Here is a 17,448-nt window from a genome sequence, read left to right as displayed (position 1 = left end):
TTTTATTAAGTTCCCGTTTAAGGGGGTCAGTACCCAATCATCCAACCTTTTTTAATCTACAATATCTCGATATTTTCTTACAGTATCAAAGTCACTATCTTTTGCTTTTTCATAACCTTGATGACCATAAATATCACTAATAATCTGTTTACCTTTTTTTGTATGACTTATATTAATGAATGCTTGACTAATTTTATTTTTCCATTTGTTACTCATGTCATTACGTACTGAAATGGTATCATTAGGAATTTTCTTTGTACGATAAATCACTTTAGTTTCTTGATAAATATCGGGATCATCTTTTTTTAAATCTGCCCGAGCATCTTGATATGTAGCAACAGCTTCTACATCATGATTTAATAATGCAATTAATCCCTGATCATGACCTTTCACTTGTTGAATTTGAATATCAGACTTTTTTATTCCTTTTTCCATTAATGTTGCTAAAGGATAAATATATCCTGACGTTGATTCCACATCTTGCAATGCTATCTTCTTATCTTTCAAATCTTTTAAATGATTAATATTACTATCTTTACGAACCACAATTTGAGATCGATAGTAATCTACAAGGTGATGTGTTTGATTCCCTTTATTATCTACTAGGTAACCTTTTGACTTTAACAATACATCTGCTGCATGAGCATCATGAGCTAATGTGTAAGAAACAGGAGAAATAAAAGCAATATCGATTTTTTTCGATTTCAATCCTTCTATCATTGTATTATAATTTGTTGCTATATGTACTTTTACAGGAACCTCCAGCTCATCAGATAATAATTGTTGCAAAGGTTTTACTTTAGCGTTAAGAATTTGAGCATTTTGAGATGGGATAAACCCAACAGTTAATGACTTAGGTGTATATGCTTCTTTAGGATGCTTTACATTGTCAATGTTTGAACAACCACTTACTATAATTGTAATAACTAAATAAATAACTAAAAATTTTAAACGTTTCATCATTTTTCCTTTTCAAAATATATAATGTATTTAAACTTTATCAAACTTAAAATATAAAGACGTATTTATAATATATTAACCACCAATATTTAAATTGAAAATACAATTTATATTAAATTTTGATTTCAGTTTGAAGATCTTAATATTTAGATTTTCATCAGAAAGCCTTCATATAAGTTGAATTGGGGTTACCAAGAGGACTATACAACTTCAAAATAAAATCCGTCATACTTTTCTATTTCTTAATCATACTTCATAAAAAAATGCCGACAAAGTATACACCTTTGTCGACATTTCAAAACATTTATTAAACTATTTAATTATATTTTAATTAGTATAAGCCTTTTGTTTCATTACTTGTATCAATAAAGATGTTTTTAACTTGTTGATAGTTTTTAATTGCATCTTTATAAACTTCACGGCCGATACCAGATTTTTTATAACCACCAAATGGCGCACCAGCTGGAATTTGATTATACGTATTAACCCAAATACGTCCAGTACGAATTGCTTTTGCAACATTTAATGCACGAAGTAAGTTTGTAGTGAAGACACCACCAGCTAAACCATATTCTGAATCATTAGCAATGTTAATTGCTTCTTCTTCATCTTCGAATTTTTCAACAACAACAACAGGTCCAAAAATCTCTTCTTGTGCTAATTTATGACTATTATCTGAAAGTTCAATGATTGTTGGTTCGAAGAAATAGCCTTTATCTAAACCATTATCAGTAATACGATGTCCACCCGTTAAGATATTTGCTTTGTCATCTTCTTCTGCTAATTTAATATAACTTTCAATTTTTTCAATTTGTTCTGGGCCAGTTTGTGCACCCATTTTTGTATCTTCAGCGAATGGGTCACCTACTTTAATATTTTCGAACGCTTCTTTTAATTTTGGTAATAATTTATCATATAAAGATGATTGTACTAATAAGCGTGAACCGGCACTACATACCTCACCTTGGTTGAATAGAATACCTAATTGAACGCCTTCAATGACTTGATCTAAATTTGCATCATCAAAGATAATATTAGCACTTTTACCGCCAAGTTCTAATGTAGTCGGCACAATACGTTCAGCACCTGCTTTAGCAACACCATAGCCTACATCAGTTGAACCAGTGAATGATAATTTATTTACACCTTCATGTTTGAAAATCGCATCACCTGATTCTGAACCTTTACCAGTAATGACGTTGACTACACCTTTAGGTAACACATCTTGAAGAATTTTAGCTAATTCAATTAAGCTTAATGGTGTAGAAGATGATGGTTGAATCACCACTGTATTACCTGCTGCTAATGCTGGACCTAATTTCCAAGATGCAAGTAAGATTGGGAAGTTCCATGCTACTACTGCACCTACTACTCCCACAGGTTCATTTACAACTAAACTCATAGTGTTATGATCTATTTGATTAACCGAACCTTCATCAGTCGTTAATACTCCTGCAAAATATTTAAATTGTTCAGCTACTTGAGGAATATCGATCGTTGAAGTTTCACGATAAGGTTTACCATTTTGAAGTGATTCAACTGTTGCTAGATGTTCCTTATTTTCTTCAATACGACGACTAATTTCTAATAAATAATCTGCACGTTCTGCTTTAGAAATTTTACTCCAGCTATCAAATGCATCATGTGCTGATTGCACTGCTTTATCAACATCTTTTTCATTTGCTTTAGCAACTTTAGCTAATTCTTCACCATTTGCTGGGTTAGTTACCGTAAGTGTTTCTCCGCTTTCACTTGGTTGGAATTCGCCATTTATAAATAAATCATATTGTTCATCTAAAAAATCTCTAACATTTACTTTTGCCATACGTTTTCATCCCTCTTTCTTTGTTTATAAATAAATCATAACGTAACTCTCTATAAAGTAATGTTAAATTCACTTCATCATTGATACGTTTTGTATATTTATTATTTACCCTTTTTTTACAAAACTATGCTTAATTTAACCATTCAATTACATCTTCTTGTGGTTGACGTGTTTTAGGTTTTGTAGGATTCTCTTTTCTGTAACCAAAAGCTACCATAACTGAAGGTGCAAACTGATTACTATCAATGATTCCTTCATGTTCTAATAACTCAGTTACGCCATCTAAATCGAAACCTTCCATTGGACAGGAATCAATATTCATTAATGCAGCTGCTGTCATCATATTACCTAATGCAATGTAGGTTTGTTTAGACGCCCAATCCAAAATGGTTCTAGCGTTGTCATTAATATGAAAACGTGTTTGGAATCCCTGTACTTTATCTTCAAACATTGGAATGGTGCTCTCTTCATACTGCTTAATCCCTCTAATAAATGACTGTACATAATCAGACGTCTGTGTTACATTCTTACGAGCTAAAATTAGTACAAAATGACTGGCAGATTTAAGTTGCTTTTGTGCACCAGAACTATAAGGTATTAATTTCTCACGCAGCGTTTCGTTTTGAATCACAAGAAATCTCCAAGGCTCAAGGCCTAACGAACTAGGAGATAATCGTCCTGCTTCAAGAATTGTATTAAATTCAGAATCACTTATCTTTTTTGTTGTATCGAATTCCTTAGTAGCAAATCTAAATTTAAACGCATCTATAATGGTATTTTGAATCTGATTGATAGTCATCCACTCCTCTATTAAAAATCTTACTCAAATTATAAAATACAAACTATTTTAGCCAAAATAATTAGCTCAAAATGATTTGTCTAATTCTAAGTTGTAATATTTCATTTTAAATGATATTTTATGTATATAATTTCACATTATACAAAATAAAAAATCCTTTTTAATTGATTTGTGAACTAATTCACAATATAATAGGGTTGTAAGTTTTGTTAGAGATAATATTTAATGATTTTGTACCAAATCTCTTACTTTAACTTTAGTCTTACGTATTTATTAAATTTTAACTTTTTTATACAAAATGAAATGGGGTTATTTTAATGACAAAAATTATGTTTTTCGGAACTCGTGATTACGAAAAAAAAGACGCTTTAAATTGGGGTAAAGAACACAATGTAGAAGTTGTTACTTCTGAAGAAATTTTAAGCGAAGACACAGTAGATCAATTAGAAGGTTTCGATGGCGTAACTACAATGCAATTCGGTAAATTATCAGATTCTGTTTATCCTAAACTTGAAAAATACGGTATTAAACAAATCGCTCAACGTACTGCTGGTTTTGATATGTATGATTTAGATCTTGCAAAAAAACACAATATTGTAATTTCTAACGTACCAAGTTATTCACCTGAAACAATTGCTGAATACTCAGTATCAATCGCTTTACAATTAGTACGTAAATTCCCTGCAATTGAAAAACGCGTTCAAGAACATAATTTCAAATGGGCTGCACCTATCATGTCTACACCTGTTAAAAACATGACTGTTGCAATTATCGGTACAGGCCGTATTGGTGCTGCAACTGGTAAAATTTATGCTGGTTTTGGCGCAAAAGTAGTAGGCTATGATGCATATCCAAACAACTCATTAGATTTCTTAGAATATAAAGATTCAGTTGAAGAAGCCATTGCCGATGCTGATATCATTTCTTTACATGTACCTGCTAACAAAGAAAGCTTCCACTTATTCAATGCTGACATGTTTAGCAAAGTGAAAAAAGGCGCTGTATTAGTAAACGCTGCTCGTGGTGCTGTTATTGATACACCAGCTTTAATTGATGCTGTAAATGATGGTACTTTATATGGTGCTGCCATTGACACATATGAAAATGAAGCTGATTACTTCACATATGACTGGACAGGTAAAGAAATTGAAGATAAAACTTTACTTGAATTAATTGAAAATGAAAACATCTTAGTGACACCTCATATTGCTTTCTTCTCAGATGAAGCAGTTAGAAACTTAGTTGAAGGTGGATTAAATGCTGCATTATCTGTCATTAACACAGGTAAATGTGACACTCAATTAAACTAAGATTTAATATATAAAAAGGCCTGGGACAACTTATGATGTCCTAGGCCTTTTTTATGTGTTAGTAGTCGACTACTGAATGAGACGACGAATTATTCTGTCTCACTCTTTAATACTTTTTCTTCTATAATTTGAAGTACCCCTTGTTCATCATTACTTGGCGCTATAAATTTTGCAATATCAAATAATGATTGATCATGGCTATTTGCCATAACATAACTATGCTCTGCAAATTCTAGCATATCTTTATCATTGTTAGCATCACCGAATGCCATTAATTCAGATGGTGACATTTCCCATTTTTTTAACAAACGTTTTAACGCTTGGCCTTTTGTCATATTAGGCATAATAATATCAATACTATCATGGCCACTTGAAACCAGTTTAATTTCTTCTTTAAACTTTGTTTCTAAATCTGTATCCAAAGTGGGATGTGTCTCACGATTAATATTTAATGCAATCTTCACATATTCATCATTAGGTAAAGGTTGAAATGTATCTATTTCTTCTAATTGACGATAATAAAAATGGGCATCTTTTTTAAAGGCTTCTGACGTATCTTTTAAAATATATGCACTTTTAAGTCCACATACAATGAATTCGTCGATATGTTGATCAAGATGAATATAATTCACTACTTTTTCATATATGGTTTGATCAAAACTACGGTAATTATACAATTGATTACCATGATAAATCACTGCACCATTCTCAGAAATGAAGTACATGTCTCGCTCTCCAAAAATAGACTTTAACTTAGCATATTGATTACCACTGGCTGCAATAAATTCAATATGTCTTCGTTTTAATTCTTGATAAATTATCTCAAAGCGCGCTTTGTCATATTCTTTATTTGTATCTAAAAATGTCCCATCCATATCTACTGCAATGGCTCTAATCATGAGTGGTTTCCCCCTTACAATACTTTTCATCGTCCATTATATCCACCTTATGATTGGGATTGAAGTCAGTACTTAAAGAGTGAAACTATATTCACATTTAGAAATTACATACAAAGAATAAAATTTTATGCATAAAAACCGCTCATCAATGAGAAGATGAGCGGTCAACTAAAATATTTATTTAATTTGTTTAGCTACGAAAATTTTTCTTTTTTCCCAAACGCCTGTTTGTTGATTATAATTATCACACGTTATTAATGTCAGTTGATTAGTTTCCCCTTTATGTTCGTCCAATACTTGAACATCTTCAGGATCTACATCTCGAATGCTTGTCATTTTATATTCTCGAGTTTCATCTCCAACTTTAAAATAAACTTTGCTGCCTTTTTTTGCTGCTTTTAAATTTGTAAATTGGTAATGTGGACGATCAGTAAACGTATGTCCTGCAATAGAAATATTTTGATCATCAAGTGATTCATCACCTTCTGCAAAACTTACACCTCTATTAAGTTGTTCAAGTGTCGCAGGACCTGGATAAACAGGTTCTTTGATTTCCGCATCAGGTATGCTGATATACCCTGCCATTTCTGATTTATTTTTTGGAATCGTAGGTCTTTCTTTTGATGTATTGCTTTTATCATTTTTATCGTATTGTTCTACTTTATCGTCATTATCTTTTTGATGTAAGTAATTATCAATATATGGTTTCGCAAATAAATATACTGCCACTAATATCAAAATCACACCAATAATGGTCATGAGTCGATTTGTCCATTTTTTCACTAAGTAGTACTCCTTTAATTTTAAAATTCTTAATTCATAGTATATCATTTATTTTTCTAAATAAAATGTTAGATTATATGACATATATTTGATTTAACTTCATGCAAGTGCTTAAATTAACAATAAATACTATAAGTAGGTGCTTATCATGATTAGAAAAGCAGAACGTAAAGATTTACCTGATATATTAAATATTTATAATGATGCCATACTGAATACAACTGCTGTATATACTTATAATCCACAAAGTCTTGATGAACGAGAAGCATGGTTCGAAACAAAAGTGCTTGCAAACGAACCTATATTTATATTTGAAATAGATAATAAAGTTGCTGGGTTTGCCACGTATGGTCAATTTAGAAATTGGCCTGCCTATTTATATTCTATTGAGCATTCTATATATGTAAATAAAGATTATCGTGGAAGAGGCGTGGCATCACATTTACTCGAGCATTTAATTGATGATGCTAAACACCGCCAGTATCGCACTATAGTTGCAGGCATAGATGCATCAAATGAAGCAAGTATTAAACTTCATGAAAAATTCAATTTTAAACATGCTGGTACGATTGAAAACGTAGGCTATAAATTTGAACGTTGGCTTGATTTAGCTTTCTATCAATATGATTTAAATACGGATAAATAACTCATAAAAAAATCGAGATCTTGTTATTCACATAACTGTCTCGACTTTTTTGTTTATTCTTCATCTCTAAGGCTATCTATTTTTTCATGTTTTCTATTTTCAAGCATAAAACACACATAGTAAAAAAGAAATACAAACATTATACTCATGGACATTGATTGAAGTAAAAAATTCTCCCAAGTTCCTTCGATCGTCCATACACGTGTTAACGTTGTATTAATGATGAAGGCTAAAAATAAGAGATATAATCTAAGCATATCATCATCCCCTTTTGAGTTATTTTATATCCAAAAGTGAAATATTGCAATTACTTTTTTGAAATTTTCTGATAATTTAAGGCGTAAAAAAACCACTCTTGAATATGTTGTCATTCAAGAATGGTTTAGGATTTTAAATGTTATGAAAAACTATTGACTGGGTCTTCTGCATTACCAAAGATTTTTTGTTTAATGGCTTCTCCTGTTGGTGTACCTGCTAAACCACCTAGTCCAGTTTCTCTAAGTTGTGCAGGTAAGTTTCGCCCTACTTTGTCCATCGCTTCGATGACTTCATCGACTGGAATTCTACTTTTCACACCAGCTAAAGCTAAATCAGCTGAAATTAATGCATTTCCTGAACCAATGGCATTACGCATGACGCATGGAATTTCAACAAGTCCAGCCACTGGGTCACACACAAGGCCTAATAAGTTACTAATAGCTAATGCCATCGCATGACCTGAAGCTTCTGGTTCACCACCAAAGACAGATACTGCAGCTGCTGCTGCCATAGCTGATGCTGAACCTACCTCTGCTTGACAACCTCCCGTTGCTCCAGCAACACTCGCATTATTTGCAACCACACGTCCAAATAATGATGCAACAAATAGAAAATCAATCATTTGATCTTCTGTTAAACCATGTGTTTTTTCTAATTTAAATAATACGCCCGGAATCGTACCGGAGGAACCAGCTGTCGGTGTTGCACAAATAATCCCCATTGCTGCATTGACTTCATTTGTTGCTACAGCGCCTTTAACTGCTTCCATCATTTCATGGCCTGATAAAGCATGATAATTCTCGTTGTAATCACGGATTTTAGCTGCATCATGTCCCGTATAACCTGTGACACTTTCTACCCCATCTCCTGTAGTCCCTTTAACTACAGCATCACGCATGACTTGTAAATTTTCTTTCATTAAATCTCTAACTTCATCACGTGATTGACCTGATAATTCCATTTCTTCTTGAATCATAATATCCGCGAATGACATATTGTTTTCAACAGCATAATCTATAGTTTCTCTAATTGAATCGAACATTTTTAATCCTCCTTTATTTTATATAGGATATATTTAAGTGATTATATTTTTCTTTGATTTGATTTAATGTTGATTCTTTGATTGCTTTTGTTAACGGTAAAACAACTAAACTATTATCATCATCTGTTTCAACCAATTCTTCGTCTATACTTACGCCAAGTTCGTTTACTTCATTTAAGAAATGATTCACTTCCGACTTATTTTTAGATCCATCCATGACTAAAATGGGTAAGCCATGATTAAAGTTAACATCTATACCTTCAACACTAATTCTTCTCAATTTAATGGTACCGCCACCTATAGAATTACCAATCACTTCAATATGACGTCCATTTGCTTCAGCAATTAAATAAGCACAATTTGGATGTTCTCCAATACTTTCTCCATCTTCTTCAATAATGTCAACATGAATACCTAAATCGTTAGCAATAGTTAATGAATCTTTAATTCGATTATCGAACGTACTATAACCCATTGCACCACCTACAATTGCTAAATCTGTACCATGCCCTTGGTGTGTTTTTGCGAATGATTCATAATAATGAATTGCTAATGTTTCTGGTTTAATGCCTCCGAGTACATTAAAAGCAGCATTCCCTATTTTTACTGCTCCAGCTGTATGAGAACTTGAAGGTCCCATCATGACTGGTCCAATAATATCAAACGCACTTTGATAGTCATAACTTTTTTTAGTAGCCATTCTTAAACACTCTCCTTAGGTTGTTTTTGTTTAGATGGTAATTTGATAGATAAATCCATGAGATTGAATTTTTTAATCAATGTACTGATCGCGAACGCCAAAATGATACTTGAAATTGCTACAGCAATGATTGTAATTACTGCTTTCATAGGTGTATTAAAGCCAAACAATACAATTGCACCAGCAATTGGTGTAGCCATACCTTTTACATTTATTACTAGTCCACTAAATGTTACAATACATGCATTTACTACACCAATCAAGGCATTTGTTCCATATAATTGTAATGGATATTTAGCAATTAAATCAATTTGAGTGAGCGGTTCAACAAAAACTGCAAATGCTTTAGATGGACCACCAATGTTTAATCTACTAAACATCACGTAGTTAACAAATGAAGCGCCTGTACAAGTTAATGCACCGATTGCCATTGGTACACCTGTTAAACCCAATAAGCTTGTCAGTACCATTGAACTTAATGGTGTCATACCTGTAACTGGAATGACTAATCCAAGTATCACTGCTAAAGCGTATGGATGACTGTCTCCTACAGCAGTAATTGCACCACCAATTTGTTGCAATACAGCCATTACTCCTGGGCTAATGACTGTTGCTAAGCCAAATGCAACGGCTGGAGCAATTAAAATAACTGCAATTAAGTCTAAACCTTCTGGTACTTTTTTCTCAATAAATTTAATACCAAATGAAATAATATACGCTGCAATAAATGCTGGTAATAATTTAAAATCATGTAATACTAAACCAACGATAACTGCAAATACTGGTGAAATACCTAAATTAACACATGTCAAAATTCCTACTGCAACGCCAGCTAAACTCCCTGCTAAATCTCCAATCACTTGGAAGAAGTGAATATGGAAAACGCCACCTATCGCATAACTTAAGAATGCCTGTGGCAAGAAAGTTGCACACGCTGCTCCCGACAGTGCTTGTAATCCTTGTTTTCCATATGGTGCAAAGTTTAAGAAAAGTGTCATTACAATTAATACTAATACAAGAGTCCCAACGCCTAAAATAATATTCATTTTCCGATAACCTCTTTCTCTCTAATTTCCTAGCCAATGTCATAGTACACCCCTCGGAAAACGTTTTCAACACCTAATACAGTAAATCTAAAATTTATTTGTGAAATAATTCACATTTTAAGTATTTTAACGAATTTAATTTTCATGTAAAAAAAATTAGACGCAAAATATTAATTTTGTTCATAAAAAAACAGTAGAAATGAGAAATATACTCACTTCTACTGAAAAAGATGTTTATAAATACACTCAGTTATAATACATCTTTTAGTAATATGAATGTTCACCACTTGATTGAATTTTATCAATTATTTATTGTTTTCTTACTCACTCTATTTCTTAATGGGGTGGATCTCTTATACACACAAACATACTTAACTATATCGTTTTACTATTCTAAAACGTTAGAATAAGTTGTTATATTTTGCGTATCGATGAGTGTATACATGATATAAAATAACTCATGAAAATTATTGAAAAAAAGTTGAAAGGATAGAAATGGCGTTTCTAAACATGCATACTTATTATAAATTGTACGAATGTATACATAGTATTCTAGTAATAATCGTTTAAATAATAAATTTAGGAAAAGATTCATAGAGGGTTTTAAATCATTGGAATTTAAATAAAGCGTCTCAATCATATTTACGTGTGATAGTTGATCAATGAAATGAGTATTGTTCATAACTATCACTCCTTTCCATACTTAACAGATAATGTTATTTGGAATGAGGAATTTATATATATTATTTAATATCTATATTAGGTTTTTGTCAATATATTTATTAAATAATATAATATTTTAATTATAATAAGGGATATTAATGGGAATTTACTATTAAAAAGTAGGGACATAAAAACGATATCTGTCCCTACTTTATCATCTGATTCTTCGAGTTTCTTTCTAAATAATCATGTGCTAAACACTTTAAACCTTTAATAATGCTTCTGTAAGTTGATGTGTATGTTGATAGATTTGTTTATAAATATTGTAATAAGATTCATATTGTTGATGTCGTTGCAAATTTGGTTCATATATATGTTCAACGTCTATAAATTGCGCTACACAGTCATCAAAAGAATCAAACCATTGTAACCCATACGCCGCAATCATTGCTGCCCCCATACTTGGTCCTTCTTCATGCTTCAATTTACGTATAGATGCATTAAAAATATCAGCTTGCATTTGAAGCCAAAATTCACTTTTTGCTCCTCCACCAATTGAAGTAATATGTGTAATTTCTTTTCCCGCTTCTCGCATCAATTGAATTGAATCATATAAAGAAAAGGTAATACCTTCTAGTACCGCTCGTGCAAAGTCTGATTTAGAATGGTTACCGCTAATGCCAATGAAACTTCCTCGAATAAATGCATCGCCATGTGGTGTACGCTCACCAGCTAGGTAAGGTGCAAATAATAAACGATTTGCACCTATTGAAGAGGTACTCGCTTGTTTAACAATTTCATCAAACGTATCGTTCTCAAAAAATGTTCTCTTTAACCAATTAAGACTATATCCTGCAGCCAGCGTTACTCCCATTGCATAATATGTATTTGGAACACTATGATCAAAAAAATGTATATTATTTTTATAGTGCGTTTGATTACTTTTTTCTACGTTTACGATTACACCAGAAGTACCAATACTACATAATGTATCATTATCATTGATTATACCTGCACCAATTGCACCACAAGCATTATCTCCACCCCCAGCAAATACTTTTACCGAAGATGTAAAACCCAGTTCACTCACTAAGGGTTCTTGAATAGTTCCAACTTCGTCTGTGGATTTCACAAGTGAGGGATAAACATCTCTTATATCAAATGTATCTCCAACTTCTTTTGACCAATCATGCGTTTCTGGATTAAGAAGGAGCGTACTTGCAGCGTCAGAATATTCCATGTGAATCTTACCCGTTAAACAATAACGTACATAATCTTTAGGAAGAACGAACACATCTACTTTCTTCCATAGTTCAGGTTCATGAGTACTTACCCACATCATCTTAGGTAGTGTAAAACCCTCAAGAATCGGATTTCCATTTAATCGCTCTCCATAAACCGATCTAATTTGCTTACATTGTTCTGAATTACGTGTATCATTCCAAAGAATAGCATGTCGTACAGGGTGACCTTCTTTATCTAAAGCTACTAGCCCATGCATTTGCCCTGAGAATGAGATACCCTTCACTTTATATAATTTCATTTCATCAGAATGATTTAACCGATATATGCCTGTTTTAACTGCATTAAACCATTCCTCTGGATCTTGTTCGCTATATCCAGGTTGGGATTGTATTAAATTTAAAGGCACACTTGTTGAAGTGATCACATGGCCTGATTGATTTACCGCAATAATTTTAACTGCGCTAGTTCCAAGATCAATACCTAATACTGCTTCTTTCATACGACTCACCCTTTATATCACTATTCATATAATTATATTAATGACAATTTATTATTTTTATATTTTCTATTGTAAATAAATTAAATTTAGCTATCTATGTATTTATGATAGCGTTTTAAATAATTATTTCAATACTTATTTTGAGTAAATAAAAAAAGGACAAAAACCGATTGATTTTTGTCCCTTTTTATTATCTGTTTCCTACATCTTGTCCAACTTCCACTGTTCTATCTTGCTTGTTATAAACAGCACCTTGAACACTACCAAAGTTAGGATCGTTACGTTTTTCTTCTACACCGAAACCTAGACTTTTGAAAATATTAACATCATTATCATCCATAGCATTTTCATAGAAGATTGTTCCACCATCATTATAAAAACGTGGCTTATTAATAGATTCTTGTAACGTTCCATTTCCTCTTAAATAATCTACAATGACTTCATTAAGAATCGTAGGAATTTTATTTCCTCCTGGCGAACCAATACCCATATAGAAGTCGGGTCCAACAATAATAGTAGGTGACGTATAAGAACGTGGTGCTTTATGTTTCTCACCATAGTTTGGACTGTTTGGATCTGTTGAAAAGTTTGTTAGTGAGTTGTTCATGTAAAAACCTTCTTTAACATATTTACCTGTTCCAAAGAAGCTAGATAATGTATTTGTAGTACTTGCTAACTTACCGTTCTTATCAATTACTACAAAGTGCGTTGTACTTGTATTATCAATACGTTGTGTATTGAAGTCACTACCTTGTTCGTCAAAATTGATACTGTTAATCTTATCTAGTAAATAATCTTGAGATAAGTAGGTATTGCTACTAGATTCTTTACCGTTAACAATATCTCTATTTCGATACATAATATCACGAGATTTGACAATCCCTTTAATATAATCTGTACGATCATTTGCAGAATTTACGCTTTCATCAATCTTCAGACCTTGTTCCATTAATATCCCACCTAATGGGTTAGATGCAGCATAAACAGTATTGTTTAAATATTTTGTACTAATAGGTTTCTTTTCTTCTGTTTTTACTTGTTTAAAGTCCTCTTCAGTGAGTTGATTTTTTAATTGTTTAGATATACTTTTTCCAATATGATTATAAAAATAATCCGGTCCTTTATCTCGAATTTTCTTTAAAGTATTTGCTAAAGCAGGTTGTTTTACAATTGCACCTTCACGAACTGTACGCTTGCCTTTAAAGAAGGAAGAGTTTCGATCAATGTCTGAACCAAATAATTTCAAGCTACGCTCTAACTCTGAATCTACTTCAAAGCCTTCTTCAGCTAATGGAATGACATAGTTTAAGATTTTTTTCTCATCCATTTTACCTTCTTTTTCATGCATATCATGTAAACCACGTACAAAACCGGGTGTCCCTATTTCATCTCCCTTTTTGTAATTAAATGAAGATGTTGTTTTATATTCATACATGCGAGGTTCTTCACCATTTTTACCATCGTAGGTAAGTGTAGCACCGCCACCACCTAATCCAGATGAATGAGGTTCTGTTACTGCAAGCGCGTAAGCAACACCTTCAGCTGCGTCAACTGCATTACCACCATCTTCAATAATTTTATTACCTATACGTGTAGCGATAGCATTGTTTGAAGCAACACCATACGTTTTTTGCTCATCAGAGGTTGCTGATTTACGGTTAGCAATCTTGTTTTCATATAGATCATCTTTATCAGGTTTATCTTCTTTATTAAAATAATAAAATGTAAATGAGATTAAAATTGTAATCACTAAAATGACTGATAGTGTCACTTTATTATAGATATTCATACTACTTGGCCCCTTTAGATAAATATTGCTCCGTGGCTTTATTTAATTCTCTTTTTTCGTAACTATCGAGACCTTCATTTGCTCTAGCAAATGTAACCATTAATAAAATAGCAATAATAATGAGTGCTGTAACAATAGGTAACCAATGTTGTTTAATATTCAAAAGAATACCCCCCATTCTTTTCTTTCAGATGAATTGTTTTATCTTTAATATTATTGTAATAACGTTGTGACTCCATACTATTCATATGATCTTTTGTTAATTTTCCATCTGCAGAGCGAACAGGTGTAATTTGAAATTGATGATGCTGACCATCCCAATCATGTTGAACCACTATGCTTTTTTGGTTTTTTGATAGAAAATCAGCAGAGGTTAAATTTCCTAAACTATAAAAAATACTAGCATGCTTATATTTTTCAATACTTTGTATAACTGTATTATGTCCAATGATTACATCTGCACCTGCATCAACTAATGCATGAGCATAAGCTTTTTGGCGATCTGTTACATTACGTTCGTTAGGAATCCCCCAATCTACGTTCACAACTACAAGATCATTGTTTTCCTTTAAGTTTTTAATTAATGGCACAAAAATTTTTGGATCTAAGCTAATAGATGTCGTATTTTTTAAAGGGTTTTCATAATATGATTCAATATCTGTGAATGAAACATTAGCGACTTTTTTATTTTTAACTTTTTGTTGCACTGTTTTACTATTAATTGGATTCGAACCATTTCCAGTTAAAAAATTATAATCAGTTTGTGCTTCAACTTTTTTAGATAAATCTTGAGCTTGTACATTATCTATAGTGCTATTAATTAAATTGATACTTTTAATATTTTGTTTTTTTAAAAACATAATATTTTCTATGTTTTTGTTTATATTTTCTTTAGGATTTTTAGAAAATTGGTTCACATATAAAGAAGCTGTGGAAAAATCACTTTGTTGTAATGGCTGTCTTAAACTTTTAAAAACATCATTTAAATTGACTTTTCTGATGTCATTATTCAAAGTGATATTTCCTAAATATGTATTTCTAATACTATTACCCGAATGTGGCATCGCCTCTACAGGTTCAACTTTAACAGCTCGAATAGCAAAGATTAGAAGTACTACTGTGATAACTAAGACAATAAACGTATACAAAAAGTTTCTTCGTTTATGTCGTTTCGATTGCTTAAGTAACCATTCGCTCGCTGATAATCGTTTTTTCTTTTTCATTATTATGCGCTCCTCGCTCGCGATTAATTAATAAAGCTATATAAGAATAAGATGACATAAGTAATACATGTTAATAACATTGTCGTAGCTAATGTAATTACAACACCTTGTTTTTGAATGGTATTAGCAATAATACCTGGAATAACAACTCCGATACCTGAAACCTCTACAACTTCAAATGGAGTGAGTGGATAAATTAAATCAAAAACAAATTTTAGAACCATACCAGTTAAAATCATCGCTGCAAATTTACGTCTACCATAAAGAATGACCCATCTACTAATACCAAACGTAACAATAAAATAAGTGAGACAACTAATGACCAACACAGATAGTAACATAATGGGTTGATCAAAAATAAGTGCTAAATAACCAGGTACAACAAGACCTGCGGGATTAATCCCAAATTTTTCTGCAAAAATTAAACTTAATACAATACCAACAAATAGGGAAAAGTATAACTCCGAACCTATCATTTTATTCTATCCCTTCTATAAATTCTGCTATTTTTCCACCTGGACCATGAATATTTCCAACACAAAATATGAGTGCCTGATGTGATTCACTAAGAATCGCTTTTTCTATATCTGAAAAATCATGATTTTCAAGGTTTATGTATGTTTTTTCAGGTAGATGTTGCATTAAATCTGTAACCATTTGCGTGCTTTTTCCTGTACAAATTAAGGTATCGAATTCGACGTCCTCAATAAAATTCTCAACGAACTGTCGCGTTCGATCCACCCTGTCAGAACGACAGTTAAGAATCACTACTTTTTTTGTATAAGGATAATCGTATGATTCTACTTTATTTAATATCGCTTTCGTAGACTGAGGCTCATTAGCAGCAAACGCATTAACAAATACATTTTTTGTGTTATTTGCATTAAAATATTTAATTTCAACCGCTCCAGGATCGGGAGGTGCATTTAACATGCCGCGCAGTGCAACGTCCTTTTCAACTCCTACAGCTTGCGCTACACCTAAAGCGATGGCTACATTATCAGGAAATACTAAATAATTAAATTTCCTTAAGTATGATTCAGGTATATCATTTTTATCTACAACAATAAGTTCAGTTTTACGTTTTTTAGCTTCCTTAGCAAAAAAGTCTGTAAACTCATCCTTCATGACTACTAATTTTCCATTTCGGGGAATCGTTGCAGTAAATGCTTGAGCAATATCTTGAAGTGTCGGCCCTAATACGTCCATATGGTCTTCCATAACATTGACAATGACACCAATATTCGCTTTTACTAAATCTTCTTGAAAGACAATTTGATAATCTGGATTCACTGCCATACATTCATTAACAAGCGCATTGCCTTTTTGCTTAACTACTTTTTGCACAATGTCTCTTTGTTCTCCTATGTTGGCGCCTTGCGGTTTTCTAAGGACAGGATATTCTTTCTCTGTAAACCAATACAACATTCTGGCATCAGTGCCTGTTGTTTTACCAATGACATGATATTGATCTTCTCGCAAAATACTATAAATCATTCTTGTAATAGTTGATTTACCACGAATACCATTAATATTTATTCGTAGAGGAATCTTATTTAAACGGTGTGTATGTCGCTTTTTCTCTCTAATTCCTAGAAATAATATCAAAGCGATACAAATGATAATGAGAATCAAACTGAAGTCCCTCTCTTTAAACATATTTTTTCTTTCATTTAATATTATCTTAATGAATGCGTTAAACACTTTAATAAGGGTATGCTATCATCTTAATATTTAGTCAGTTTTAAAAATGTAAATATT

The 17,448-nt window shown here is 32.1% G+C and carries 17 protein-coding genes; 2 read left to right on the top strand and 15 right to left on the bottom strand.

The window, feature by feature from the left end; translation table 11 throughout:
• Positions 1 to 51: 51 nt before the first annotated feature.
• From HMPREF2629_RS00970 to HMPREF2629_RS00960, 3 genes are all read right to left on the bottom strand, one after another.
• On the bottom strand, positions 52 to 960 hold the full coding sequence (locus HMPREF2629_RS00970; protein WP_017175046.1) for a phosphate/phosphite/phosphonate ABC transporter substrate-binding protein: 909 nt from the start codon (positions 958 to 960) through the stop codon (positions 52 to 54).
• Positions 961 to 1,291: 331 nt separating this feature from the next.
• Positions 1,292 to 2,785, bottom strand: a complete 1,494-nt coding sequence (locus HMPREF2629_RS00965; RefSeq protein ID WP_017175047.1) for an aldehyde dehydrogenase family protein — start codon at positions 2,783 to 2,785, stop codon at positions 1,292 to 1,294.
• A gap of 130 nt (positions 2,786 to 2,915) precedes the next feature.
• A complete protein-coding gene (locus HMPREF2629_RS00960) occupies positions 2,916 to 3,584 on the bottom strand; it encodes an NAD(P)H-dependent oxidoreductase (protein WP_079335305.1) in 669 nt (222 codons plus the stop codon).
• Between the two features lie 317 nt (positions 3,585 to 3,901).
• On the opposite strand from HMPREF2629_RS00960, the gene HMPREF2629_RS00955 reads away from it, so the two are divergent.
• Positions 3,902 to 4,894 carry a D-lactate dehydrogenase gene (locus HMPREF2629_RS00955; RefSeq protein ID WP_019834958.1) on the top strand — a complete coding sequence of 331 codons (993 nt, stop codon included), beginning with the start codon at positions 3,902 to 3,904 and terminating at the stop codon, positions 4,892 to 4,894.
• A gap of 89 nt (positions 4,895 to 4,983) precedes the next feature.
• Here HMPREF2629_RS00955 and HMPREF2629_RS00950 read toward each other — a convergent pair whose 3' ends face one another.
• Together HMPREF2629_RS00950 and srtA are read right to left on the bottom strand one after the other, a co-directional pair.
• On the bottom strand, positions 4,984 to 5,793 hold the full coding sequence (locus HMPREF2629_RS00950; protein WP_048762239.1) for a Cof-type HAD-IIB family hydrolase: 810 nt from the start codon (positions 5,791 to 5,793) through the stop codon (positions 4,984 to 4,986).
• Between the two features lie 177 nt (positions 5,794 to 5,970).
• The gene (srtA, locus tag HMPREF2629_RS00945) at positions 5,971 to 6,576 is read right to left on the bottom strand and encodes a class A sortase SrtA (RefSeq protein WP_061815445.1); all 606 of its coding nucleotides are present in this window, start codon (positions 6,574 to 6,576) and stop codon (positions 5,971 to 5,973) included.
• 148 nt (positions 6,577 to 6,724) lie between these two features.
• Between srtA and HMPREF2629_RS00940 the strand changes: the two genes are divergently transcribed.
• Positions 6,725 to 7,222: a GNAT family N-acetyltransferase gene (locus tag HMPREF2629_RS00940; protein ID WP_054105883.1), complete on the top strand. Its 498-nt coding sequence runs from the start codon at positions 6,725 to 6,727 to the stop codon at positions 7,220 to 7,222.
• 53 nt (positions 7,223 to 7,275) lie between these two features.
• Here the strand turns inward: HMPREF2629_RS00940 and HMPREF2629_RS00935 are convergent, their stop codons facing one another.
• The 10 genes from HMPREF2629_RS00935 to pgsB all read right to left on the bottom strand — a co-directional run bounded on the left by HMPREF2629_RS00935 (position 7,276) and on the right by pgsB (position 17,322).
• A complete protein-coding gene (locus tag HMPREF2629_RS00935) occupies positions 7,276 to 7,479 on the bottom strand; it encodes a hypothetical protein (RefSeq protein WP_070813037.1) in 204 nt (67 codons plus the stop codon).
• Between the two features lie 140 nt (positions 7,480 to 7,619).
• Positions 7,620 to 8,522, bottom strand: a complete 903-nt coding sequence (gene sdaAA, locus HMPREF2629_RS00930; protein ID WP_019835129.1) for an L-serine ammonia-lyase, iron-sulfur-dependent, subunit alpha — start codon at positions 8,520 to 8,522, stop codon at positions 7,620 to 7,622.
• Positions 8,523 to 8,535: 13 nt separating this feature from the next.
• Positions 8,536 to 9,222, bottom strand: a complete 687-nt coding sequence (locus HMPREF2629_RS00925; protein ID WP_017175055.1) for a serine dehydratase beta chain — start codon at positions 9,220 to 9,222, stop codon at positions 8,536 to 8,538.
• 2 nt (positions 9,223 to 9,224) lie between these two features.
• Positions 9,225 to 10,268 (bottom strand): PTS sugar transporter subunit IIC, encoded by a 1,044-nt coding sequence (locus HMPREF2629_RS00920; RefSeq protein ID WP_019835130.1) that lies wholly within the window; start codon positions 10,266 to 10,268, stop codon positions 9,225 to 9,227.
• 925 nt (positions 10,269 to 11,193) lie between these two features.
• On the bottom strand, positions 11,194 to 12,675 hold the full coding sequence (gene xylB, locus HMPREF2629_RS00910; protein WP_070813036.1) for a xylulokinase: 1,482 nt from the start codon (positions 12,673 to 12,675) through the stop codon (positions 11,194 to 11,196).
• Positions 12,676 to 12,865: 190 nt separating this feature from the next.
• A complete protein-coding gene (locus HMPREF2629_RS00905) occupies positions 12,866 to 14,464 on the bottom strand; it encodes a gamma-glutamyltransferase (protein WP_070443814.1) in 1,599 nt (532 codons plus the stop codon).
• A 1-nt stretch (position 14,465) separates the two neighbouring features.
• Positions 14,466 to 14,627, bottom strand: coding sequence for a hypothetical protein (locus HMPREF2629_RS11105; protein WP_176743884.1), 162 nt, complete (start codon positions 14,625 to 14,627; stop codon positions 14,466 to 14,468).
• Positions 14,617 to 15,687, bottom strand: a complete 1,071-nt coding sequence (locus tag HMPREF2629_RS00900; RefSeq protein ID WP_070443811.1) for a CapA family protein — start codon at positions 15,685 to 15,687, stop codon at positions 14,617 to 14,619. The genes HMPREF2629_RS11105 and HMPREF2629_RS00900 overlap by 11 nt, the downstream gene beginning before the upstream one ends.
• Before the next feature lie 23 nt (positions 15,688 to 15,710).
• Complete coding sequence (gene pgsC / locus HMPREF2629_RS00895) at positions 15,711 to 16,163, bottom strand: poly-gamma-glutamate biosynthesis protein PgsC (RefSeq protein WP_017175061.1); 453 nt, start codon at positions 16,161 to 16,163, stop codon at positions 15,711 to 15,713.
• Between the two features lies 1 nt (position 16,164).
• Entirely contained in the window at positions 16,165 to 17,322 is a 1,158-nt protein-coding gene (pgsB, locus tag HMPREF2629_RS00890) for a poly-gamma-glutamate synthase PgsB (protein WP_017175062.1), read from the bottom strand.
• Between the last annotated feature and the right edge of the window lie 126 nt (positions 17,323 to 17,448).

The sequence above is a fragment of the Staphylococcus sp. HMSC034C12 genome, from assembly GCF_001835895.1.
GTDB lineage: Bacteria > Bacillota > Bacilli > Staphylococcales > Staphylococcaceae > Staphylococcus > Staphylococcus hominis.
Note: the sequence above shows the minus strand (reverse complement) of the source record. Positions and strands in the feature narration are given on the sequence as shown.

Bases quoted from the DNA above. Each gene is read 5' to 3' on its own strand.
- sdaAA (WP_019835129.1), bottom strand. From the start codon at position 8,522: ATGTTCGATTCAATTAGAGAAACTATAGATTATGCTGTTGAAAACAAT.
- HMPREF2629_RS00935 (WP_070813037.1), bottom strand. From the start codon at position 7,479: ATGCTTAGATTATATCTCTTATTTTTAGCCTTCATCATTAATACAACG.
- HMPREF2629_RS00950 (WP_048762239.1), bottom strand. From the start codon at position 5,793: ATGATTAGAGCCATTGCAGTAGATATGGATGGGACATTTTTAGATACA.
- HMPREF2629_RS00905 (WP_070443814.1), bottom strand. From the start codon at position 14,464: ATGAATATCTATAATAAAGTGACACTATCAGTCATTTTAGTGATTACA.
- HMPREF2629_RS00925 (WP_017175055.1), bottom strand. From the start codon at position 9,222: ATGGCTACTAAAAAAAGTTATGACTATCAAAGTGCGTTTGATATTATT.
- xylB (WP_070813036.1), bottom strand. From the start codon at position 12,675: ATGAAAGAAGCAGTATTAGGTATTGATCTTGGAACTAGCGCAGTTAAA.
- HMPREF2629_RS00940 (WP_054105883.1), top strand. From the start codon at position 6,725: ATGATTAGAAAAGCAGAACGTAAAGATTTACCTGATATATTAAATATT.
- HMPREF2629_RS00970 (WP_017175046.1), bottom strand. From the start codon at position 960: ATGAAACGTTTAAAATTTTTAGTTATTTATTTAGTTATTACAATTATA.
- HMPREF2629_RS00955 (WP_019834958.1), top strand. From the start codon at position 3,902: ATGACAAAAATTATGTTTTTCGGAACTCGTGATTACGAAAAAAAAGAC.
- HMPREF2629_RS00900 (WP_070443811.1), bottom strand. From the start codon at position 15,687: ATGAAAAAGAAAAAACGATTATCAGCGAGCGAATGGTTACTTAAGCAA.
- pgsC (WP_017175061.1), bottom strand. From the start codon at position 16,163: ATGATAGGTTCGGAGTTATACTTTTCCCTATTTGTTGGTATTGTATTA.
- HMPREF2629_RS00960 (WP_079335305.1), bottom strand. From the start codon at position 3,584: ATGACTATCAATCAGATTCAAAATACCATTATAGATGCGTTTAAATTT.
- HMPREF2629_RS00920 (WP_019835130.1), bottom strand. From the start codon at position 10,268: ATGAATATTATTTTAGGCGTTGGGACTCTTGTATTAGTATTAATTGTA.
- HMPREF2629_RS00965 (WP_017175047.1), bottom strand. From the start codon at position 2,785: ATGGCAAAAGTAAATGTTAGAGATTTTTTAGATGAACAATATGATTTA.